This is a genomic window from Solibaculum mannosilyticum, assembly GCF_015140235.1.
Taxonomy (GTDB): domain Bacteria; phylum Bacillota; class Clostridia; order Oscillospirales; family Acutalibacteraceae; genus Solibaculum; species Solibaculum mannosilyticum.
Genome location: NZ_AP023321.1, coordinates 2,289,674 through 2,312,941, shown reverse-complemented (window position 1 = coordinate 2,312,941; position 23,268 = coordinate 2,289,674). Strand labels below are relative to the sequence as shown.

The 23,268-nt window shown below is 52.8% G+C and carries 16 protein-coding genes and 4 tRNA genes; 10 read left to right on the top strand and 10 right to left on the bottom strand.

Going from position 1 to position 23,268, the window contains the following annotated elements; translation table 11 throughout:
* Nucleotides 1-2: 2 nt before the first annotated feature.
* Both C12CBH8_RS10700 and C12CBH8_RS10695 read right to left on the bottom strand, forming a co-directional pair.
* A complete protein-coding gene (locus C12CBH8_RS10700; protein ID WP_215533197.1) occupies nucleotides 3-1,076 on the bottom strand; it encodes a site-specific integrase in 1,074 nt (357 codons plus the stop codon).
* Complete coding sequence (locus C12CBH8_RS10695) at nucleotides 1,076-1,276, bottom strand: hypothetical protein (protein ID WP_021659476.1); 201 nt, start codon at nucleotides 1,274-1,276, stop codon at nucleotides 1,076-1,078. Before C12CBH8_RS10695 ends, C12CBH8_RS10700 begins: the two co-directional genes overlap by 1 nt.
* A gap of 421 nt (nucleotides 1,277-1,697) precedes the next feature.
* Between C12CBH8_RS10695 and C12CBH8_RS10690 the strand changes: the two genes are divergently transcribed.
* Nucleotides 1,698-2,234, top strand: a complete 537-nt coding sequence (locus C12CBH8_RS10690) for a helix-turn-helix domain-containing protein (RefSeq protein WP_215533196.1) — start codon at nucleotides 1,698-1,700, stop codon at nucleotides 2,232-2,234.
* Nucleotides 2,235-2,378: 144 nt separating this feature from the next.
* On the opposite strand, the gene guaA is transcribed toward C12CBH8_RS10690, so the two are convergent.
* The 5 genes from guaA to C12CBH8_RS10665 all read right to left on the bottom strand — a co-directional run bounded on the left by guaA (nucleotide 2,379) and on the right by C12CBH8_RS10665 (nucleotide 7,851).
* Nucleotides 2,379-3,683 carry a glutamine-hydrolyzing GMP synthase gene (guaA, locus tag C12CBH8_RS10685; RefSeq protein ID WP_090264926.1) on the bottom strand — a complete coding sequence of 435 codons (1,305 nt, stop codon included), beginning with the start codon at nucleotides 3,681-3,683 and terminating at the stop codon, nucleotides 2,379-2,381.
* A 254-nt stretch (nucleotides 3,684-3,937) separates the two neighbouring features.
* Nucleotides 3,938-5,122, bottom strand: a complete 1,185-nt coding sequence (locus tag C12CBH8_RS10680) for an LL-diaminopimelate aminotransferase (RefSeq protein WP_215533195.1) — start codon at nucleotides 5,120-5,122, stop codon at nucleotides 3,938-3,940.
* Nucleotides 5,123-5,135: 13 nt separating this feature from the next.
* Nucleotides 5,136-5,975, bottom strand: a complete 840-nt coding sequence (dapF, locus tag C12CBH8_RS10675; protein WP_090264930.1) for a diaminopimelate epimerase — start codon at nucleotides 5,973-5,975, stop codon at nucleotides 5,136-5,138.
* 47 nt (nucleotides 5,976-6,022) lie between these two features.
* Entirely contained in the window at nucleotides 6,023-6,607 is a 585-nt protein-coding gene (locus C12CBH8_RS10670) for an ANTAR domain-containing response regulator (protein ID WP_090264932.1), read from the bottom strand.
* Between the two features lie 35 nt (nucleotides 6,608-6,642).
* Nucleotides 6,643-7,851 carry a glutamine synthetase family protein gene (locus C12CBH8_RS10665; protein ID WP_343063126.1) on the bottom strand — a complete coding sequence of 403 codons (1,209 nt, stop codon included), beginning with the start codon at nucleotides 7,849-7,851 and terminating at the stop codon, nucleotides 6,643-6,645.
* A gap of 287 nt (nucleotides 7,852-8,138) precedes the next feature.
* On the opposite strand from C12CBH8_RS10665, the gene C12CBH8_RS10660 reads away from it, so the two are divergent.
* The 5 genes from C12CBH8_RS10660 (at nucleotide 8,139) to C12CBH8_RS10640 (ending at nucleotide 18,904) form a co-directional block, all read left to right on the top strand.
* Nucleotides 8,139-8,528 (top strand): helix-turn-helix domain-containing protein, encoded by a 390-nt coding sequence (locus C12CBH8_RS10660; protein WP_090264936.1) that lies wholly within the window; start codon nucleotides 8,139-8,141, stop codon nucleotides 8,526-8,528.
* A gap of 275 nt (nucleotides 8,529-8,803) precedes the next feature.
* Nucleotides 8,804-10,894, top strand: coding sequence for a glutamine synthetase III family protein (locus tag C12CBH8_RS10655; RefSeq protein WP_215533194.1), 2,091 nt, complete (start codon nucleotides 8,804-8,806; stop codon nucleotides 10,892-10,894).
* Between the two features lie 199 nt (nucleotides 10,895-11,093).
* On the top strand, nucleotides 11,094-15,620 hold the full coding sequence (gene gltB / locus C12CBH8_RS10650; RefSeq protein WP_215533193.1) for a glutamate synthase large subunit: 4,527 nt from the start codon (nucleotides 11,094-11,096) through the stop codon (nucleotides 15,618-15,620).
* Nucleotides 15,621-15,633: 13 nt separating this feature from the next.
* Nucleotides 15,634-17,100 carry a glutamate synthase subunit beta gene (locus C12CBH8_RS10645; RefSeq protein ID WP_215533192.1) on the top strand — a complete coding sequence of 489 codons (1,467 nt, stop codon included), beginning with the start codon at nucleotides 15,634-15,636 and terminating at the stop codon, nucleotides 17,098-17,100.
* A gap of 355 nt (nucleotides 17,101-17,455) precedes the next feature.
* The gene (locus C12CBH8_RS10640) at nucleotides 17,456-18,904 is read left to right on the top strand and encodes a glycoside hydrolase family 3 protein (RefSeq protein ID WP_246441550.1); all 1,449 of its coding nucleotides are present in this window, start codon (nucleotides 17,456-17,458) and stop codon (nucleotides 18,902-18,904) included.
* Between the two features lie 97 nt (nucleotides 18,905-19,001).
* Here C12CBH8_RS10640 and C12CBH8_RS10635 read toward each other — a convergent pair.
* The 3 genes from C12CBH8_RS10635 to C12CBH8_RS10625 all read right to left on the bottom strand — a co-directional run bounded on the left by C12CBH8_RS10635 (nucleotide 19,002) and on the right by C12CBH8_RS10625 (nucleotide 19,295).
* Nucleotides 19,002-19,078: transfer RNA gene (locus tag C12CBH8_RS10635), tRNA-Val, on the bottom strand.
* A gap of 40 nt (nucleotides 19,079-19,118) precedes the next feature.
* A tRNA-Glu gene (locus tag C12CBH8_RS10630) sits at nucleotides 19,119-19,193 on the bottom strand.
* Nucleotides 19,194-19,218: 25 nt separating this feature from the next.
* Nucleotides 19,219-19,295: transfer RNA gene (locus tag C12CBH8_RS10625), tRNA-Met, on the bottom strand.
* Between the two features lie 339 nt (nucleotides 19,296-19,634).
* Here C12CBH8_RS10625 and C12CBH8_RS10620 point away from each other — a divergent pair.
* The 4 genes from C12CBH8_RS10620 to C12CBH8_RS10605 all read left to right on the top strand — a co-directional run bounded on the left by C12CBH8_RS10620 (nucleotide 19,635) and on the right by C12CBH8_RS10605 (nucleotide 23,228).
* Nucleotides 19,635-19,723 (top strand) — tRNA-Ser (locus C12CBH8_RS10620).
* Between the two features lie 151 nt (nucleotides 19,724-19,874).
* Nucleotides 19,875-21,215: a CCA tRNA nucleotidyltransferase gene (locus C12CBH8_RS10615; RefSeq protein WP_215533191.1), complete on the top strand. Its 1,341-nt coding sequence runs from the start codon at nucleotides 19,875-19,877 to the stop codon at nucleotides 21,213-21,215.
* Entirely contained in the window at nucleotides 21,212-21,697 is a 486-nt protein-coding gene (locus C12CBH8_RS10610) for a VOC family protein (protein ID WP_099322779.1), read from the top strand. The genes C12CBH8_RS10615 and C12CBH8_RS10610 overlap by 4 nt, the downstream gene beginning before the upstream one ends.
* Nucleotides 21,698-21,872: 175 nt before the next feature.
* Nucleotides 21,873-23,228, top strand: coding sequence for a Na+/H+ antiporter NhaC family protein (locus C12CBH8_RS10605; protein WP_099322778.1), 1,356 nt, complete (start codon nucleotides 21,873-21,875; stop codon nucleotides 23,226-23,228).
* Nucleotides 23,229-23,268: the final 40 nt, after the last annotated feature.

Genomic DNA, 23,268 nt, shown 5'->3' with positions numbered 1-23,268 from the left:
TTTTAATTGCCCCTTTCCATGTTCAATTTGTCCGCCATTTCCGTCTGCTTGGACGGAAACAGGTGCGCATAGTTGTATGTGATGTCGATGCTCTCATGGCCCACCCGGTCGGCAATGGCCGTAGCTGAGAAGCCCATATCGATGAGAAGTGACACCGCGCTGTGACGAATATCATGGATTCTGATACGCGGCACTCCGGCTTCTTTGGCTCCCCGATCCATCTCCCGGTGGAGATAGCTCTTGGTGACGGTGAACATCCGGTCATCCAGCCCGATTCCATAGAGCATTTTGAGATAGTCCTGAATCTCATCCGTCAGAAACTGCGGCATGGTGATGACGCGGTTGCTTTTCTCCGTTTTTGGAGTGGTAATCAGGTCCTGACCGTTTAGCCGCTGATAGGATTTACTGATGGATACAGTGCCTTTCTCAAAATCAAAATCAGCGGGCGTAAGCGCCAGCAGCTCGCCTTCCCGAATACCGCACCAGTAGAGCATTTCAAAAGCGTAGAATGACTGCGGCTTATCCATCATTACCTCGGCAAATTTCAGATACTGTTCCTTGGTCCAGAACATCATCTCCCGGTTTTTCTTCTTGCCCATGCTGCCCGCCTTTTTGCAGGGGTTCTCCCGGAGGTTGTAGTAACGCACCGCATGATTGAAAATGGCACTGAGCTGGTTGTGGACGGTCTTGAGATACACCGGCGAGTAGGGTTTACCGTTCTCGTCCTTGTAGTTCAGCATCTCATTTTGCCAGGTGATAATCTGCTGGGCGGTGATGTTGCACATTTTGAGCTTACCGAAGTAGGGCAGCAACTTGGTTCGGATAATGTGATCCTTGGTGGCCCAGGTGTTTTCCTTGAGCCGGGTCTGCATATCCGCCGTGTAGAGTTCTACGAAACTGCGGAAGGTCATATCCAGATCGGCGGTGGATTTGTTGAGCTGTTCCCGTTCCCATGTCTGCGCCTCCCGCTTGGTCTTGAAGCCCCGTTTCTGCGTCTGTTTGCGCTCGCCATTCCAGTCAGTATAGCGGTAGACTGCCCGCCAGGTATTAGTCTTTTCTTCCTTATAGACCGCCATCAGATACCCCTCCCTTCCTTTTCGCCGTAGCAAAGCTTCTCGTAGAAGAACTTTCGATTGACTCTGCCCGATATGGTCAAGTAACCGAGGCTTTTCAACTCTGCATTAAGCTTCTGCACGATTTTGTAAGCGTAGGATTTGGAAACGCCCAATTCCTGCGCCACTTCATCGACTCGCATAAACGACTGTTTTTCTGCCATACGCAAAAATCCCTTCCTTTCCTTGTCATAATCATTTTGTATTTGCCGTTTCACCCTTCAGACTCTGACAGGCAACCCTTTCCGGCGCTGTGCCGTTTGTTTTTCTCCTTGGCACGCTCATATCGTCGCCTGCTTCCCCGGAGAAAGTATCTGTCGGACGGTCATTCAGTTTTGCTGCGTCTGAAATTCCCCCTCTCACTTTACAACGGACATTTTTTCGCCGTTTTGGGGGTATCCAATTTGTAAAATTTTTGTGGATTAAACTTATTTGCTTATATCATCTTCATTATACTAAGCATAACAGTTAAAGTCAAGCGGTTTGCGGAAAAATATTAAATAAATTTGTTTAGATTTTTCTTGACTATCCTAAGCATTTCTGCTATGCTGAATCTATCAAGAATCCAGATAGGAGTTGGCCGTTATGGCGATTGGAGAACGCATTCACTTTTTCCGCATTCTGCGCGGCATGACGCAGAAATATCTCGGTATGGCGCTGGGCTTCCCGGAGAAGTCCGCCGATGTCCGCCTTGCCCAATACGAGAACGGATCGCGGACGCCCAAGGCAGACCTGACGGCCGCGCTGGCACAGATTTTGGAGGTCTCTCCCCATGCCCTGGCCGTGCCGGACATTGATTCCTATGTGGGCCTTATGCACACTCTCTTTACCCTGGAGGACCGCTATGGCCTGAAAATTTGCGAATGCGACGGAGAGATACATCTTCGGGTGGATGTGTTCCAGGGTAAAGACGCTGCCAGGCTCCATGAAATGCTCTGCGCCTGGGGAGAGCAGGCGGCCAAATTGAAGTCGGGAGAGATCAGCAAAGAGGACTACGACCGCTGGCGTTACCGCTATCCTGAGTTCGATACCACCGGCCACTGGCATAAGGTTGTCCCATCTCAGGGACTGAGCGATCTGCTGGTGGAAGAATTCAAAAAGCTGTCTGACAAAGAGAAGTAAGTAAAACAAAAAGAGCTACCTGACTTTCGCAAATCAGGTAGCTCTTTATCTTTGGAATAATGAAAACTGTTGCCAAATCGTTGCCACGGAGGGCATCAAGCCTTGGAAAACCCAGTAACTACGGGCTTTTCCGGGCCTCTGAAATCATTCCCACTCGATGGTGCCTACCGGCTTTGGAGTGAGATCATAAAGCACACGGTTGATGCCGGGAACCTCGTGTGTAATGCGTTGGGTGATGCGGGCCAGAACATCCCAGTCGATCTGCTCGATGGTGGCGGTCATGGCATCTACTGTATTGACGGCGCGGATGATGGCCGGCCATTCAAAGGAACGGGCGTTATCGCGCACACCTACCGACTTAAAGTCCGGTACCACAGTAAAATACTGCCATACTTTACCGGCCAGACCGGCTTTGTCAAATTCCTCGCGCAGAATGGCATCCGATTCCCGCAGGGCTTCCAGACGATCCCTGGTGATGGCGCCCAAACAACGCACACCTAATCCAGGACCTGGGAAGGGCTGACGATATACCATATTGTCCGGCAGGCCCAGAGCCGTGCCGCAAGCCCGGACTTCGTCTTTAAACAGCATCTTAAGGGGTTCTACCAATTCAAACTGCATATCCTCCGGCAGGCCGCCTACGTTGTGATGGGATTTGACCATTTTAGCAGTTTTCGTGCCGCTCTCCACGATATCAGGATAAATGGTACCCTGTCCCAAGAACTGGATCCCATCCAATTTACGGGCTTCTTCCTCAAATACGCGGATGAATTCAGCGCCGATGATCTTGCGTTTTTTCTCTGGATCGGCTACATTTTCCAGCTTTGTAAGGAATCGGTCTGTGGCGTCTACATACACCAGGTTGGCGCCCATCTGCTTCTGGAAGACCTCCACCACCTGCTCCGGTTCCCCTTTGCGCAGAAGGCCGTGATTGACATGCACACAGGTCAGCTGTTTGCCGATGGCGCGGATGAGGAGGGCCGCCACAACCGATGAATCCACGCCGCCGGATAAGGCGAGAAGAACCTTTTTATCCCCTACCTGTTCACGGATCAGGTCAATCTGATCGGCGATAAAGTTTTCCATATTCCAGTTTTTTTGCGCCTTGCACTGGTCAAAAACAAACTGCTTTAGGACATCCATACGGGCCTCTTCTTCCTGAGGCCAGGAACCCAGGTTCTGATCGGCTTTCCCCTGGTGATCCACTGCCAAGAGAGGCAACCCGCTTTGATACACGGCGTCGCTTGCGTCGATGGAGACGCCGTCCACCACCCGGTTGGGACCGCCGTTTAAGATGACGCCGCGGACGTTTGGAAGCGCCCCAAGCTGGTCGGCGGTGATGTCGTGAGGATGGATTTCAGTATACACCCCCAGGGAACGGATATCCCGAGCGATCAAGGTATTTTGTTCGCTGCCGAGATCAAGGATAACGATCATATCTTGCTGCATTGTTTACACTCCCCCAATATAGTTTACTGCATTTGATCTGTGCACCCAGACAAAACCAGGTCCGCACTTTTATCAAAAATTACCATGTTAAAACTATAGTACATTTTCTCCCCGAATACAAGAGCAATCGGTAAAAACGATCGGCAGGAAAAAGGATGCGGGCTTTCCCGACAGTGCAGGAAGCCCGCTTTTAGAGAGAAGAGAAAGAAATAAAAGATGTTGTCAGAAGTGGGAAGGGGAATAAAAATGGATTTTCATTTCTGGCGGAGGATAGCATAGAAACGGTCCATGGCCGTGCGGGTCATCTCGTGGGATGAGAAGGCGGTGAGGCGGAAGTAGCCTTCGCCGCAGGATCCGAACCCCTCTCCCGGAGTGCCCACCACATGGGCGTTTTCCAGAAGGAAATCAAAAAATGTCCAGGAATCCATATCATGGGGGCATTTGAGCCAGATGTAAGGGGAGTTCTTGCCGCCGGTATACCAGATCCCCAGTTTGTCCAGCGTATCGGTAATCATCTGGGCGTTGTGACGGTAATAGTCGATGTTATGCTTTACTTGTTCCTGTCCTTCGGGAGAGAACACCGCAGCAGCGCCGCGCTGAACGATATAAGGCACGCCGTTAAACTTGGTGGTTTGACGGCGCAGCCACAATTTATTGAGGCTGGTCTCTTGCCGGACGAGTTCCAGAGGTACCACTGTGTAGCCGCACCGGGTGCCTGTAAAACCGGCGGTTTTGGAGAAAGAACAGAACTCAATGGCACAGGTTTTCGCACCTTCGATCTCATAGATGCTGCGCGGGAGATCCTCTGTGACAAAGGCCTCATAGGCGGCGTCAAACAGAAGGACAGAATCGTTTTGATTGGCAAAGTCCACCCACTCCTTTAGTTGCTGCCGACTGTATGCCGCGCCGGTGGGATTGTTGGGAGAACAGAGATAAATAATGTCGGCCGTCAGATGGGGATCAGGCATGGGGAGAAAGTGATTTTGCTGATTAGCCTGGGCGTAGGAGATGGAACGTCCACTCATTTTGTTGGTGTCCACATAGACCGGATAAACCGGATCGGTGACCAGGACGCTATTGTCGCCCAGGATATCCAGGATATTGCCCAGGTCGCTTTTGGCGCCGTCGGAGATAAAGATTTCCTCCGGAAGAAGGCACACGCCCTTTTGTTTGTAATAGTCCCCTATGGCTTGCCTGAGAAAATGATAGCCCTGTTCAGGGCCGTAACCATGGAAGGTTTCGGCGTGGCCCATTTCTTCCACCGCCTTATGCATGGCGTCGATGACCGCCGGCGGAAGGGGGAGGGTGACATCGCCGATGCCCATGCGGATGATGTGGGCGTCGGGATGTGCTTTCTGATAGGACAAAACACGGCTGGCGATTTCAGAAAACAAATAACTTTCTTTTAAATTCCAGTAATTTTGATTGATGGTTGCCATCGAAGAAACCTCCTTACACTTGCACTGTGCCGTCAAAAACCTTTGTAGCAGTGCCGGTCATAAACACGCCCTTTTTGGTATAGCGGATGGTAAGAGTACCGCCCCGCAGCAGGACACGGATATCCTCATCCATAGGGCAAAGCCCGTTGAGGACGCAGGCCACCACCGATGCACAGGCACCGGTCCCGCAGGCAAAGGTCTCGCCGCTGCCCCGTTCCCACACCCGCATCTGGATAGTATGGGGATCGATGACGTGGACAAACTCGGTGTTGACCCTTTGAGGGAACAGGGGATGCTGTTCAAACTGGGGGCCGATGGAGGAGAGGGGGAGATGTTCCACCTCGTCGCAGAATACCACGCAATGGGGGTTCCCCATCGAGACGCAGGTGATACGGTAGGGGGAGCCGTCCACCGTTATGGGATGGTCCACAATTTTGTCCCCCTCCAGCAGGACGGGAATCTGGTCGGGGGAGAGCTGTGGGACGCCCATGTCCACCTGTACCAGCGTTGCCTGCCCGTCCTGGACGGTCAGATCCAGGCTTTTGACGCCGCTTCTGGTCTCGATGGACAACCGGGTTTTGTGGATGCCCCGGACGTCGTAGAGATACTTGCCTACACAGCGGATGGCGTTGCCGCACATATTGCCTTCGCTGCCGTCCAGGTTAAACATCCGCATCCTGGCGTCGGCCGTCCGGGAGGGGCAGATCAGTACAATGCCGTCCCCGCCGATGCCGAAATGCCGGTCGGAAAGCTTCACTGCCAAAGACTCCGGATGCTCCACCGTCTGGTCGAAGCAGTCGAAGTAGATGTAATCATTGCCGCAGCCGTGCATTTTTGTAAACTTCAGTTTCATCCCGTCATTCCCCCGTTTTTTTATTGGATGGTAGGATTTCTATCCTTTTATTCATAGGTGCGCAGGATGCTCTGGGCCACCTGCGACTTTTTGACACACCGGTCCATAGCCTGTTTCTCAATATACCGATGGGCCTCCGGCTCGGTCATCTTGAGCCGATCGATGAGCACCCATTTGGCCCGGTTTACCAGCCGGATTTCCTCCATCCGGCTTTTGAGGCTGACCGTCTCCCGCTGGATTTTTTGGATCTTTGCCTGGACGGCGGTCAGCATTTTGACGGCGCTGTACACCATTTGCCGGGAGGTGGGTTTGGGAAGGGTGACCACTCCGGAATCCTCCACCCCATAAGCCGTCTGCTCGAAGAGCTCCGCCTTGACCAGGAGCAGGATACCGGCGGTATACTGGGCGCTGATGTCCAAAGCCAGCCTGCTGCCGAAGTCGTCTTCCAGGGGGGAGTTGATGATGATAATGGAATAGTGGGTGCTGATCAGACGCCGTTTGGCTTCCCCGGCGGTCGCGACGCAATCGATGGGGAAATACTGCGGCCCGGGCAAGCATTCGCCCAGAAGCTTGGAATACTTGGCAGAGCTGGAGACGACCAGCACACGATAGGGTTCTTTCTGCTCAGGCACAGATGCTCTCTCCTTCCCGCTGAATTTGGCAGGGATCAGGTTCTGGAATAGGCCTCCAAATACCCTTTGGGCAAAACCGACTGGATGAAACGGCTGGAGGAGGCCTTCTGGACGGCCTCATGGAGGCTGTCGGGCAGGGACTGGAAACCCTTTACCACCGAAGGATCGGCCTTGTAGACGTTGATATTGGTGGGAGGGGGAGGGACAAGGCCGTTTTTGACGCCGTCCAGCCCGGCGAGGATCAAGAGGGCGAAGGCGATGTAAGGGTTGGCCTGGGAGTCGGGGGAACGCAGTTCAATGCGCCTGCGGGGACCTTTGACGGCGGGGATGCGGATGAGCTGCGACCGGTTTTCCGGCGACCACACCACGTATTTCGGGGCCTTGAATTCCCCCAGGCGCTGGTAGGATTGATGGGTGGGATTGAGGAAAAGGGTCATCTCCTGGATGTGGGAGAGGATACCGGCCATAAAGGAGTCGGAATAATCCCTGCCGTCCCGGCTCTTGAGGGAGAGGTTGATGTGCATACCGTTGCCGGGCTGATCGGAAAGGGGTTTGGGGGAGAAGTCGGCCCATACGCCGTTGCGCATGGCGATGGACTCCACCACCCATTTAAAGGTAGCGGTATTGTCGGCCGATGTGAGGGCATCGCTGTAGTGGAAATCGATTTCATTTTGTCCCGGGCCCTCTTCGTGATGGGAGGCCTCGGGCTGGATGTCCATATCGATGAGGGTAAAGCAGATCTCCCGGCGGATATTTTCCCCCTTATCCCTGGGGGAGAGGTCCATATAACCGGCCTGATCGAAGGGGCGATGGGTAGGCGCCCCGTTTTCATCGGTTTCAAAGAGATAGAATTCCACCTCTGATCCAAAGTCCACCTGGATGCCCTGTTCGGACGCTTCCCGCACGGCGTTTTTGAGGATGAGACGGCAGTCCCGTTCGAACAGGCGGCCGTCCGGATACCGGATATCGCAGTACATGCGCACGACCCGTCCATTGGAGGGACGCCAGGGGAGGACGGCGATGGTAGACGGATCGGGATGGAGGAACAAATCGGAATCCATCTCGTCGCCGAACCCGCGGACAGCCGATGCGTCGAAGGAGATGCCTTCCTCAAAGGCGCGTCGCAGTTCCTGGGGCATGATCGAGACGTTCTTTTGGACGCCGAAGACGTCAAAAAAGGCCAGACGGATGAATTTAACATCTTCCTGTTCCACAAAATCCAGAACCTCTTGGTAGGAATACATCACAAAAAACCTCCTTGTGGTTTGACCCGATGGGGGAAAACAAAAAACGGCGCTCATCCTAGGCGGGGAAAACTGCTCCTCCCCCTAGATGAACACCATTGCTCATAAACTCGATATCTAAAATTTCTTCCAGTTTACAACATTCCGGCCGGTTTGTCAAGCGGGACGGGGGAGACAGAGGGAATTATTACTTTTTAATGATTATTTTGATAATTTCAAGTCGTTTAATGTGGCCAGAAACTAAGGCATACTAATCTTGTAAGAATAAGACTAGGTTGTGTTAGGGAATGGACATGAATTTTTACAACATTGGGAAACGGGTAAAATACTTCCGGGAACAGGCGGGGATGACCCAGGCCCAGCTGGCGGAGAAGATGGATAAAACGCCTCATCATATTACACAGATTGAACGTGGCTTGTCGTTGCCGGGTCTGATGATGTTTTACAATTTGGCACAACTGTTTGGCGTACCTACTGACAGTTTCTTTATGGATGAGGATAAACTTCGCGCCCAGTTCGCACTGCTGGAAGTGGTCGGACGGCTGGATCGTCTGCGTCACGACGAAATCATAAGGGCATTTGAAGCGCTGTACGCCATTAAAACGTCTTTTGAGATGGGGACGTCCGCTTCAGAAGAAAGCCAACCGCAGGATCTGGAGTCGGAACAAACAAGCTGATCCTGCTGTTTTGCTGGAAAATAGCAAAAAACACCTTGACAAATCCGTAGGGCGGATCTATAATACTCACCAGAAACGGCAATGGCGTCGCAGAGCAAGAGATTCTGCGGCGTTTTTCTTTTGCACAGATTGCCAATGGAGGCAGTTCGTGCAGGGCATCAACGCGTGTGAGGAATTCAGGACGAGACCATAAAACGGCAATGACGTCGCAAAGGGACCAACTCTTTGTACGCATTGCCGTTTTCTTATTTTTGATGAAAAAGGAGATTGGAACAATGAAAACCACCGAATTGTTTGGATCCATGGTATTCGATGAGAACACAATGAGACAGCGTCTTCCGAAAGAGACCTTCCGCCAATTGCAGCGCACCATGAAAAACGGGAGGAGTCTGGACATTAACATCGCTACCGTGGTGGCAAACGCCATGAAGGATTGGGCCGTTGAAAAAGGCGCCACCCATTATACCCATTGGTTCCAGCCCATGACCGGCATCACCGCCGAGAAACACGACAGTTTCATCACCCCCACCAGCGACGGACGTGTCATCATGGAGTTCTCCGGCAAGGAACTGGTACAAGGCGAACCCGATGCATCCTCCTTCCCCTCCGGCGGGCTGCGCGCCACCTTCGAGGCCAGAGGCTATACCGCCTGGGACCCCACATCCTATGCCTTCATCAAAAACGGCATCCTGTGCATTCCCACCGCATTCTGTTCCTACGGCGGCCACGCCCTGGACAAAAAGACCCCTCTCCTGCGGTCCATGGAGGCCATCAACAGACAGGCCATGCGTGTGCTCAAGCTGTTCGGCAACCAGGACGTCACCTCCGTCAAAACCACCGTGGGGCCGGAGCAGGAGTACTTCCTGGTGGACAAGAAATATTACGAACAGCGCAAAGACCTGCTTTATACCGGCCGGACCCTCTTCGGGGCCAAGACCCCCAAAGGGCAGGAGATGGAGGATCATTACTTCGGCACCATCAAATCCCGTGTGCAGGCCTACATGAAGGAACTCAATGAGGAACTGTGGAAGCTGGGCATCCTGGCCAAGACCGAACACAATGAAGTAGCGCCCGCCCAGCATGAGCTGGCCCCCATCTTTAGCACCACCAACATCGCCACCGATCACAACCAGCTGACCATGGAACTGATGCAGCGCATCGCCAAGAAGCACGATCTGGTATGCCTGCTCCATGAGAAGCCTTTTGCGGGCGTCAACGGCAGCGGCAAACACAACAACTGGTCTATCTCCACCAACACCGGCGTCAACCTCCTGGAGCCGGGGGAGACGCCGTATGAAAACGCCCAATTCCTGCTGTTCCTCTGCGCCGTCATCAAGGCGGTGGACGAGTACCAGGATATGCTGAGGCTGTCGGCCGCGTCGGCGGGGAACGACCATCGTCTGGGGGCCAACGAGGCGCCGCCCGCCATTGTATCCATGTTCCTGGGCAGCGAATTGACCGAGATCCTGGAGGCCATTGAACAAGACACCTCCTACGACGCCAAGGAAAAAGAACTGATGCGTGTAGGAGTGCACGTCCTGCCCAAGTTCCAAAAGGATACCACCGACCGCAACCGGACGTCTCCCTTTGCCTTTACCGGCAATAAGTTTGAATTCCGTATGCTGGGATCGTCGGCCTCCATCGCCGGGCCCAATATGGTGCTCAATACCGCCGTCGCCGAGGAACTCCGCCAGTTTGCCGACCAGCTGGAGGGGTCAGCAGACTTTGCAAACGATCTGCATCGCCTGATTCAGCGCGTCATCAAGGAGCACAAACGCATCATCTTCAACGACAACGGCTACGATGAAGCATGGGTGGCAGAGGCCGAACGGCGGGGACTCCTCAATCTCAAGACGACGCCCGATGCACTGCCTTATTTCGTGCACAAAAAGAACATCCAGCTTTTCACCACCCATAAGGTATTCAGCGAGGACGAGATGCACGCCCGTTATGAGATCATGATGGAGAATTATACCAAGACCCTCAACATCGAGGCCCTCACCATGGTGGATATGGTGCGCAAGGATATCCTCCCAGCCGTCAGCAAATACGCCCAGCAGCTGGCCGATACGGCTTTGGCAAAGAAGTCCTTGTCGCCGGACATCGATTCCACCTATGAGACCCAGTCGGTCAAGATCATTTCCCAGCTGTCGGCATCGGTGTTCCAAAACATGGAGACATTGGAGGACGATCTGGTCAAGGCAAAGGACATCGCTGATTTTGAACAGGCCGCTTTTTACTACAAAGATGTGATTTTTTCCGATATGACCGCCCTGCGCGCCGTCACCGATGAACTGGAGAGCATTACCTCTTCCCAGGTGTGGCCCTATCCTTCCTACGGGAAGCTGTTGTTTGGTATCTTGTAAAAGAAGAAGCGAAAGCAAGGGCAGCGCAGGATACCGGCATCTATTTTTCCGCCCGGCTGAATAGGATAGAAAGCAGGCTGGGAAAATAACGGTAGTTATCTGCCGGGAAGGGGCCGGAGGCGCTGCCTTTGGCCTGTACAAATGGGCAAGCAGGGACGCATATTTTTACAAGTATCAAACAGGGAAAGGAATTGGGACGATGAATACCCATCAAGAGACACTTTATAGCCCCCGGTTTGAGCACGACGCCTGTGGAATCGGCGCCGTGGTCAACATCGACGGGCGGCAGACCCATCAAGTGGTGGACAATGCCCTTCATATCGTAGAAAAGCTGGAGCATCGCGCCGGCAAAGACGCCACAGGCGAAGTGGGAGACGGCGTGGGCGTCATGCTACAGATCTCCCACCGGTTTTTCACCAAGGCGGCAAAGGATGCGGGGATCATTCTGGGCCAGGCCAGGGATTACGGCGTAGGGATGTTCTTCTTTCCCCAGGATACCCTTCGGCGCAACCAGGCCAAAAAGATGTTTGAGATCATCGTCGAGAAGGAAGGGGTCAAATTCCTGGGATGGCGTCCAGTGCCGGTCGTACCCGATATTCTAGGAAAACGGGCCAGGGATTGTATGCCGTATATCTACCAGGCTTTTGTGGCCCGTCCGGAGAGATGTGCCCAGGGGATTGACTTTGACCGTAAGCTCTACATCATCCGCCGGGAATTTGAACAGTCCAGCGACGACACCTATGTGGTCAGCCTGTCCTCCCGCACGGTGGTGTACAAGGGTATGTTCCTAGTCAATCAGCTGCGGGCCTTTTACCAGGACCTTCAGGATCCCGATTACGAAAGCGCTTTGGCACTGGTGCACTCCCGCTTTTCCACCAACACCAACCCCAGTTGGGAACGCGCCCATCCCAACCGCTTGATCCTGCACAATGGGGAGATCAATACCATCCGGGGTAACGCCGACCGTATGCTGGCCCGGGAGGAGACCATGCATTCCGACCTGCTGTCGGAGGACATCGACAAAGTGTTGCCGGTGGTCAACGCCGAAGGGTCCGATTCCGCCATCCTGGACAACACCCTGGAATTCCTCACCATGAGCGGGATGCCCCTCCCTTTGGCCGTCATGATCACCATCCCCGAACCGTGGCGGCACAGCGCCAACATGAGCCGGGAGAAAAAGGATTTCTACCATTATTACTCCACCATGATGGAGCCGTGGGACGGCCCTGCCGCCATCCTCTTTTCCGACGGCGATCTGGTGGGGGCTGTCTTGGACCGCAATGGCCTTCGCCCCTCCCGTTACTACATCACCAAGGACAATACCCTGATCTTGTCCTCAGAGGTGGGGGTGCTGGAGATCCCGCCCGAGGACATCGTCAAAAAGTCCCGCCTTCAGCCGGGCAAGATGCTCCTGGTGGATTTAAAACAGCACCGCATCATTTTGGATGAACAGATCAAGCAGGATTATGCTTCCCGCAAGCCCTACGGCGAATGGGTGGACCGGTATCTGGTACAGCTCCACGATGTGTCCATCCCCAACAAAAAGGTGGAGACCTGTACCCAGCAGTACCGGGATAAGCTTTATAAAGTGTTCGGCTACACCTATGAGGACGTGCGGGGAAGCATCCTTTCCATGGCCAAAAACGGGGTGGAGGCCACCGCGTCCATGGGCACCGATATCCCATTGGCGGTGCTGTCGGAGAAACATCAACCGTTGTTCCATTATTTTAAGCAGCTGTTTGCCCAGGTTACCAATCCTCCCATCGATTCCCTGCGGGAGGAGATTGTCACCGATACCACCGTCTACATCGGTTCCGATGGAAATCTGCTGGAGGAAAAAGGGGAGAACTGCACCGTTTTGGAGGTGCAAAATCCTATTTTGACCGGTGTGGATCTCATCAAGATCAAAGCCCTCAATAAGCCGGGATTCCGCAGCGAGACGGTTTCCCTGCTCTACTATAAGAATACCTCCTTGGAACGGGCGCTGGAACAGCTTTTTGTCAAGTGTGACCGGGCTTACCGCAAAGGCGCCAACATCCTGATCTTATCCGACCGGGGCATCGATGAGAACCATGTGGCCATCCCGTCTTTGCTGGCGGTATCGGCCATTGAGCATCATCTGGTGCGCACCAAAAAGCGGACGGCCGTATCCATTATCCTGGAGAGCGCCGAGCCCCGGGACGTACATCAATTCGCAACCCTCCTGGGATACGGTGCCCAGGCCATCAACCCCTATCTGGCCCACGAGTGCATTGCCGAGCTGATCGACAAAAAGATGCTGGATAAGGATTATCACACCGCTGTCCACGATTACAATTCTGCCATTCTTCACGGCATCGTCAAGATCGCCGCCAAGATGGGCATCTCCACCCTGCAGTCTTATCAGTCGGCTCAGATTTTCGAAGCCATCGGCCTTTGCAAAGATGTCATCGACAAATACTTCACCAATACCGTCAGCCGTGTGGGAGGCATCGGGCTGGAGGAAATCGCCGAAGGGGTGGAGTACCGGCACAGCCATGCTTTTGATCCCCTGGGTCTGGGGGTGGACACTTCCTTGGACAGCATTGGTTTCTATAAGCTGCGGGCCGGCGAGGACAAAGAGGATCATCTCTACAATGCCGAGACCATCGTAGCCCTTCAGCAGGCCACCCAAAACGGGGATTACAGCCGGTTTAAGGAATACACCGCTATGGTGGACAACCAGCAAAAACCCCATACCCTGCGGGGACTGCTGGAATTTGTGTATCCTGAGGATGGGGGCATCCCCCTGGAAGAAGTGGAACCGGCGTCTGAAATTGTCAAACGGTTTAAGACGGGAGCCATGTCCTACGGCTCCATTTCCGAGGAAGCCCATGAATGTATGGCCATCGCCATGAACCGGTTGGGCGGCAAGTCCAATTCCGGCGAGGGAGGCGAGAAACCGGAACGTCTGGGCACTGAACGAAACAGCGCCATCAAGCAGGTGGCGTCGGGACGGTTTGGCGTCACCAGCCGGTACCTGGTCAGCGCCAAGGAGATCCAGATCAAAATGGCCCAAGGTGCAAAACCGGGGGAAGGTGGGCATCTGCCCGGCACCAAAGTTTACCCCTGGATTGCGGAGACACGTTATTCCACCCCGGGCGTCTCCCTGATTTCGCCGCCCCCTCATCACGACATCTATTCCATTGAGGATCTGGCCCAGTTGATTTACGACTTGAAGAATGCCAACCGTCAGGCGCGCATCTCGGTCAAACTGGTGTCGGAAGCAGGCGTCGGCACCATTGCTGCCGGCGTGGCCAAAGCCGGGGCCCAGGTGGTGCTCATCTCGGGCTACGACGGCGGTACAGGTGCAGCGCCTCAAAGCTCCATTCATCATGCCGGGCTTCCCTGGGAATTGGGATTGGCGGAAGCCCACCAGACCCTGATCCAAAATGGGCTCAGGAGCCGGGTGGTGCTGGAGACCGACGGCAAGCTCATGAGCGGCCGGGACGTTGCCGTAGCCGCCTTGCTGGGGGCCGAGGAATTCGGTTTTGCCACCGCGCCGCTGGTCACCATGGGATGCCGTATGATGCGGGTGTGCAATCTGGACACCTGCCCCTTCGGCATCGCCACGCAGAACAAAGAGCTGCGCAAACGATTCAAGGGCAAACCGGAGTACGTCATGAACTTCATGCTGTTCATCGCCCAGGAGCTGCGGGAGATTATGGCAAAGCTGGGGTTCCGGACTCTGGAGGAAATGGTGGGACGTACCGACTGCATCCGTGTCAAACCCAAGCAGGTAACCGAGAGGGCCGAGACGGTGGATATGAACAGGATCATCGATCCCACGTATGCCCAGGCGGACAAAATCCATTTTGACCCGTCCGACGCCTACGATTTCCATCTGGAAAAGACCATAGACGAATCGGTGTTGCTCAAGCGATTCAAGCCGGCGTTGCGGACCGGCGCAAAGCATGAGGAACACATTGAGGTATCCAGTGTGAACCGGACGCTGGGGACCATTCTGGGGTCGGAAATCACCCGGAAGTTTCAGAATACCCTGCCCGACGACACCTTTGTCATACACTGTAAAGGAGGCGGGGGACAGTCCTTTGGAGCCTTTATTCCCAAAGGTCTGACCATCCGGCTGGAGGGAGACGCCAACGACTACTTTGGCAAAGGGCTTTCGGGAGGGAAACTGGTGGTCTATCCCCCCAAGAACAGCGGGTTCAAGGCGGAGGAAAACATCGCCATCGGGAACGTGGCCTTGTACGGGGCCACTTCCGGCGAGGCGTTCATCAACGGCATTGCCGGGGAACGGTTCTGTGTGAGAAACTCCGGCGCCGTAGCGGTGGCCGAAGGATGCGGAGACCACGGCCTCGAGTATATGACCGGGGGACGTGCCGTCATCCTGGGGCCCACCGGCAAGAACTTCGCAGCCGGGATGAGCGGCGGCATCGCCTATGTGCTGGATGAGAAGCACGACTTGTACCTGCGCCTGAACAAAGAGCTGGTCACCATGGACGAGGTCACGGAAAAATACGACATCGCCGAACTGAAGTCCATCCTGCAAAAACATGTGGATGCGACTGGATCGCCTCTGGGCAGCCGGATCCTGGAACATTTTGCCCAGTATCTGCCCAGCTTTAAGAAAATCGTGCCCAACGATTATCATCGGATGCTCAGCGCCATCAGTTCGTTTGAAGAAAAGGGATTGTCTCACAAGGAAGCCGCCTTGGAGGCATTCTACGAAATCCAGAAAGGATGAGGTGGTGATCAAGATGGGAAAAATCACTGGATTTTTAGAATATGAAAGGGAGGATAGTTCCGCCCTGTCCCCTCTGGGACGCATTGAGAATTTCAACGAATTTCATCCTCCTCTGGGGGAAGAGGAGCGCAGATGCCAAGGCGCCCGCTGCATGAACTGCGGAGTGCCTTTCTGCCAGTCGATCATCCGCCTGGGGAACATGGCCGCCGGATGCCCTCTCCACAATCTCATCCCCGAATGGAACGACGAGGTCTTTAACGGCAACTACCAGCATGCATTGTCCCGTCTGCTCAAGACCAGCACCTTCCCGGAGTTTACTGGACGGGTTTGTCCGGCACTGTGTGAGAAATCCTGTTTGTGCGGGGTAAACGGCGATCCTGTCACCATCCGGGAAAATGAACTGTTCATCATTGAGAAGGGCTTTGAGGAGGGGAACATGATCCCGCATCCGCCGCAGGTACGCACCGATAAAAAAGTGGCGGTGGTGGGCAGCGGCCCAGCGGGATTAGCGGTGGCCGACCGTCTCAACCGCAGGGGGCATAACGTCACCGTTTTTGAGAAGGCCGACCGAATCGGCGGGCTGTTGATGTACGGTATTCCCAATATGAAATTGGAAAAGCACATTGTAGACCGCCGCGTGAGGCTCATGGAACAGGAAGGCATCACCTTTGTCACAGGCGCTGACGTGGGCGGGGAACTCCCTGCCCAGGATATTCTCAATCAGTACGATGCAGTGGTGCTGTGCTGTGGGGCAAAACAGCCCAGGTCTCTCCAGATGGAAGGCGGCCCGGCAGAAGGGGTGCACTATGCGGTGGATTTTCTGACTTCCACCACCCGGAGCCTGCTGGAACATGGGCTCCGGGAAGGCACCTATCTCTCCGCCAAGGGGAAACGTGTCGTGGTGGTGGGAGGCGGCGACACCGGCAACGATTGTATCGGAACCTGTATCCGCCACGGATGCAAATCGATTATCCAGCTGGAGATGATGCCCCAACCTCCCGAGCAGCGCGCAGCATCCAATCCCTGGCCGGAGTGGCCCAAGACACTTAAGACCGATTACGGCCAAGAGGAAGCCATCGCCGTCTTTGGGGAGGATCCCAGGCAGTATGAAACCACAGTCAAACAGCTTCTTTCCCAAGATGGAAAGCTCACTGGGGTCAAGACGGTCAAAGTCCACTTCCAGGACGGGAAACTTCAGGAAGTGCCGGACAGTGAACAGGTACTGGATGCCGATCTGCTTCTCATCGCTGCCGGATTCGTGGGATGTGAACCGTACGTCCCCAAAGCATTTGGCGTGGAACTGACGGCCAGAAATACGGTAAACAGCGAGGAGGGAAACTACAAGACCAATGTGGATAAAGTATTTTCTGCAGGGGATATGCGCCGAGGACAATCGCTGGTGGTATGGGCCATTGCTGAGGGCAACCAGTGCGCGAGGCAGGTAGACGAATATCTGATGGGATATACCAACATGGAATGAGAAGAGGGGCATAAACGCTGTGAGTCGTCGCAGAGAACGTCCCGCTATCCAGCAAAAAGGCCGTGTCTATATGGATACGGCCTTTTTTGTATTATTCTCAACAATAGTAAATGTGACCTATTTGATGCTGGAAAAATTATATAGACGATCTTGCATATCTATGGTATATTCATCTGTGACTGGCGATAAAAGACAGGATTTACCTATTGTTATAAAGAGGATCTCCAATAGAATGCCGTGCCGCTAGGCTGCTGCAGATCTGGAGACAATAATCGCATTGTCAGGGAAAATATTGGACATGATATTATATGGAGCTGTGAAGCAGTCCGACATATCCTGGGAGGAGAAGTGAGGGATGAAGAGAAGAAAACGGGGATCCAAACCGCATAGAATGATTTTAGCAAACGCGATGCTTGTGCTCATGTGTCTTTTGACGGCCTGTTCCAGCGGCGACAAGGGGGAGAGTAGTAAAACTACAGCATCTTCGGAAGCTGCCGTACAGTCGGAGCAAGGTAGTTCGTCCGGGCAGGTGGAATACACTCTCAAAGGGACGGTGGAGGATTCCACCATGAGTACCTTAACAGTGGCCGCAGAGAACGGTCAAAGTTATGTGTTCCAAAAAGAGGGCATTGAGATTAAGACAGGACAAAGCGGGATTCTCATCGGGAACCCAGTTGCAGTGACCTATTGCGGGGATCTGGACGAAGGAAAGACCCAGCAGGACGTCCGGATCATCACTATCGAGGTAGAGGACGCTGCAGTTTCTTCACAGGAGGCCACTTCCCAATCGTCGTCTGATCCGGATAAAACCATCCAGAACATCCTGGATAAGATGACGTTAGAAGAAAAGGTAGGACAGATGTTTATTGCAAGATGTCCAGAGAAAGGCGCCGTACAGAAGGTAAAGGAGTATCATCTGGGCGGATATATTTTGTTTGCCCGGGACTTTGAGGATAACACAAAAGAACAAGTAAAAGAAACCATTCAAAGCTATCAGAAGCAGTCGGATATCCCCATGTTGATCGGCGTGGATGAAGAAGGTGGTACAGTCAACCGCATTAGCCGGTATCCGGCATTTCGGGCGGAGCCTTTTTCGTCGCCTCAGGAGCTTTATAAGGCAGGGGGATTTGAGGCCATTGAGAAAGACACGGTGGAAAAATGTACTTTGCTCCATGAACTTGGCGTTAATCTGAATTTTGCCCCTGTATGCGATGTGTCAAAGGATCCGGAAGATTTTATTTACAATAGATCCTTTGGCAAAGATGCGAGTCAGACGGCTCAATATGTAACAACCGTTGTGGACGTTATGAAGAAACAAAAGATGGGTTCCGTGCTCAAGCATTTTCCTGGCTATGGAGACAATGAGGATACCCATACCGGCATCGCCTATGACAATCGGTCTTACGACGACTTTGTCCAATCGGATTTTATTCCTTTTGAAGCCGGCATCGATTCAGGAGCCGATGTGGTATTGGTCTCCCACAACATTGTCAAAAGCATGGATGACCAGCGGCCTGCATCGCTTTCCCCGCGTGTACATGAGATTCTCCGGGAGGAATTGGGATTTTCCGGGGTTATTGTCACAGACGACCTGTACATGGACGGTGTGAGGGACTTTGCAGACGACGAGCAGGTGGCGGTAATGGCCGTGGAAGCAGGGAACGATTTGCTTTGCTGTACTGATTTTACAGTACAGATCCCGGCCGTCGTGGATGCTGTAAAATCAGGGGAAATCCCGGAACACCGCATCGATCAGTCGGTAATCCGGATTTTAGAGATGAAGCGAAATTGGGGATTGCTGTAATACAAAAAGCCTGGAGCAACGATGATCTCCAGGCTTTTTGTGCAAAGAAAAAATCCGAACCTTTTCCCACTGGAATAAGGTTCGGATTATGCTGGTTTGGTGGACGCAAACGGACTCGAACCGCTGACCTCCTGCGTGTGAAGCAGGCGCTCTAACCAGCTGAGCTATGCGTCCATAAAACCGTGGATGCAAAAGAGCACCCACGGTATAGGAATGGTGACGCGTAGGGGAATCGAACCCCTGTTACAGCCGTGAAAGGGCCGTGTCTTAACCGCTTGACCAACGCGCCAAAGATGAGGCTCAAATAGGAGCCATGGTAGCGGCAGTCGGATTTGAACCAACGACACTGCGGGTATGAACCGCATGCTCTAGCCAACTGAGCTATGCCGCCATATCTTCTGGAACCAGAAGCGAACAACAAGTATTATAACGCATGCAACCATACTTTGTCAACACTTTTTTGCATTTCCCCTGGAGATTCTTGCAAAAAGGAGGAGATATTTGCCTAAAGGAAAATATGATTTCCTGCTGTTTTCCAAAAGTGATCTTCAGGCAGTTTGCAAAAGGAGCCGTTTGGGACAGTGCTTGACCTGGAGATCTCTAACTAAAACAGGAGTCAAACTGCTGTTTTTAAGGCGTTTAAAAAATCCATTGACTTTTTAGGAGAAGTTTGGTAAAATATTAGAGTTCTTATGCAGGTTGCTCTGGAAGGTAACCCGCTGTTTTATGTGGAGCGGTATCGAAGTGGTCATAACGGGACTGACTCGAAATCAGTTGAGCCTCACGGCTCCGTGGGTTCGAATCCCACCCGCTCCGCCACACCTGCGGTGAGCCATGTCGCGCACCGCAGGTTTTTTATACTTCCCGGACTGAACCTGGACGCAATGTGCGTTCCAGGTTTTTTGTTGTTTTTTGTGGCAATATAGCTATGAGAAGACAGTGTAAATATAGGCAAAAGGAGGTTTTACAAATGACCATTTCATTGCCGAAAGGCGCACTGTATCTTATCCATAAGCTGGAACAAAAGGGAGAGGCTTATGTAGTGGGAGGATGTGTACGGGATGCACTGCGGGGAGTGGTTCCTCATGATTGGGATTTGTGTACCTCAGAGACGCCCCAACAAATGCTGGAGCTGTTCCAAGATGAGAGGGTATTGAAGACCGGGCTCAAGCATGGGACAGTCACCGTCCTGCTCCCGGACGGGGCCTATGAAGTTACCACCTATCGTGTAGACGGAGCTTATTCCGACGGCCGTCACCCTGATCACGTCACATTTACAGGATGTATTACCGAAGACTTAGCCCGTCGGGATTTTACCATCAATGCCATGGCGTATCATCCCCATCGGGGGCTGTTGGACCCATTTGGAGGAGCTCAGGATTTACAGGATAGACAAATCCGAGCGGTAGGGGATGCCGACAAACGGTTTGAAGAGGATAGCCTACGCATCCTCCGCGGTCTCCGGTTTGCTTCGACGCTGAGGTTCACGATATCACCCGACTGTTCTGCCAGTGTTCATCGGAATAAGGAGTTATTAAACAGAGTTTCCAAGGAAAGAATTCAGGTGGAACTGAGCAAGATGCTTCTTGGGGACGGTGTGAAAGAAATCCTCCTGGCTTATCCCGATGTTCTGACTCAAATCATTCCATCCATTGAACCTATGATAGGATTTGAACAGCGCAGTGCATATCATTGCTTTGATGTGTGGGAACATACGGCTCATGCCGTTGCCTGTGCCGCAAAGGATCCTATTGTCCGTTGGACTATGTTGTTTCACGATATGGGGAAACCAGCGTGCTTCTCGGAGGCAGAAGGGGTGGGGCATTTTTACGGCCACCCAGCCAAAAGCGCCGCCATGGCTCATGATGCCCTTCGAGATCTCCGCATGGATCACGACACCATCCGGAAAGTAGTCCAGTTGGTAGAACTCCATGATCTTCCATTGCCTCAAACCGAAAGAGACGTCAAACGCTTACTCAATCGTTTGGGGGAAAGTCAGTTTTACCGTTTGATAGAGGTGCGACGGGCGGACATTTTAGCGCAAACATCGTCTTATCGTCAGGAGAGGATTGCGCAGGCTGATCGTGCATTAAGCCGGATGCAAAAGGTGATCGAGGAGGGGCAATGTTTTTCTGTTGGGGATCTGGCTGTAAATGGAAGAGATATTTTGGCTGCCGGCATCCCGGCAGGACCAGAGGTAGGGAATATGCTTCATTACCTGTTGGAATTGGTGATGGATCAGGCCGTAAGCAACGATCGTCAATGCCTGTTGGAAGAAGTCCAAAGGAAGATGAGGAGGATCAAACGATGAAAATGCGATGTACATTATTGGCGGTAACGGATCTTGAGGCATCCAAACGGTTTTATTGTGATCTGCTGGGGATGGAGGTCACAGCGGATTTTGGAGCCAATGTGACCCTTTCGGATTGTCTGGCCCTTCAGACGGTGGGCACTTGGACGCAATTTATCCACAAAAGGGAACAGGATATCCAGTTTGGAAACCAGGCCTGTGAACTCTACTTTGAGGCCGACGATATGGAGAAGTTTCTCGAACGTCTGGATACAATACGGGATCTCTCATTTGTGCATCCCCTGAAAGAACACGCTTGGGGACAAAGGGTGATACGTATTTATGATCCCGACCGGCATATCATTGAGATTGGGGAATCCATGTCCAAAGTGGCACGGCGTTTTCTGGAAAGCGGTATGGACATCCCGCAGATTGCAAAACGTATGGATATCCAGGAGGAATACGTCCAGATGTATTTAGACCAGAGTCCGGATATCGAATAGCCCATTGCCTTATGCTGTACAGCTGGATGACATTTTTCATCCAGCTGTATTTTTATGGTGTGAAGAAAGCAAAAAATCGTATTCTTTGAACTTTTATTCTAGATATTTTTAGGCGATTGTGTTAAAATATTTTTATCATTTTTATGAAAAGACGGTGAGAGGGGCTGGACGTTTTATGAAGCTGGATCAGAAGTCAAAGGGCAATGGTTGGGCATTTTTGCCTTTGCTGGTGTTTGTGTTTTCGTATTTGATTGTGGGAATTGTGCTGGAATCCCAGGGAGTGGATCAGGCATTTTATCAGTTCCCCACCCCTGTAGCCGCTATGTTGGGGATTATTGTGGCCTTCTTTTTGTTCAAGGGAAGCGTTTCGGAAAAGGTGGATACCTTTGTCAAGGGATGCGGGGACGATAACATCATTATAATGTGCCTGATTTACCTGTTGGCAGGGGCATTCTCCACTGTGGCCAAAGCCATGGGCGGCGTGGATGCCACCGTCAATTTAGGGCTTTCGGTACTGCCGCCATCGGTCATCACTGCTGGCCTCTTTGTGATTGCCGCTTTTTTAGGTACATCCACCGGCTCCGCTATGGGGACGGTAGGAGCTCTAGCTCCTGTGGCAGTGGGATTTGCCGACAAGGCAGGCATCCCGCTTCCCCTTATGCTGGCAGCCGTGGTAGGGGGAGGCATGTTTGGAGACAACCTGTCTATTGTATCCGATACTACCATCGCCGCCACCCGTACCCAAGGGGTGGAGATGAAGGATAAATTCCGTTTAAACCTCTTAATTGCTTTGCCGCCGGCCGTCATTACAGTGATCCTGTTGCTGTTTTTTGGATCGTCTTCCGATGCCGTCGCACTGGAGGGCCTCACCTTCAATGTTGTGAAGGTCATTCCCTATCTGCTTGTTTTAGTGCTGGCTCTGGTGGGTGTGAACGTTTTGGTGGTGCTGACGTCCGGCATCGTCGTAGCCGGCATTATCGGTATCGTCTATGGAGACCTGACTCCTTTATCTTTCTCCCAGAATATCTTTGAAGGCTTTGGCGGGATGCTGGAGATCTTTTTACTCTCCATGTTCATCGGCGGCCTGACCAAGATGGTGTCAAAGGCGGGGGGGATGGATTTCCTGCTGCGGATTTTCCGGAAGTTTGTGCGCGGACCTAAATCAGCACAGCTCAGCATCGGAGCCCTGACACTGGCTACAGATGCCGCAACTGCCAACAATACTGTGGCCATCCTTATCGACGGCCCGATTGCCAAACAGATCTCTCAGGAATACAAGTTGGATCCGCGCAAAACCGCCTCAATCCTAGATATTTTCTCCTGTGTCATGCAGGGCCTAATCCCTTATGGTGCACAAATCCTATTGGCTGGCAGCCTTAGTGAAGGGGCAGTCAGCCCCTTCTCCATCGTTCCCTTTATGTGGTACCCTATGTTGCTGTTGGGATTTACTGTTTTGTCGATCTTCGTCCCTTATGCCGACCGTATCCTGTGCAAACGTCCTTGGAATTGGGAAAAGGGAAAGGCGGAATAAAGAACGCTTCAATGCATAAAAAAGAGGATGCCTTCTAAAA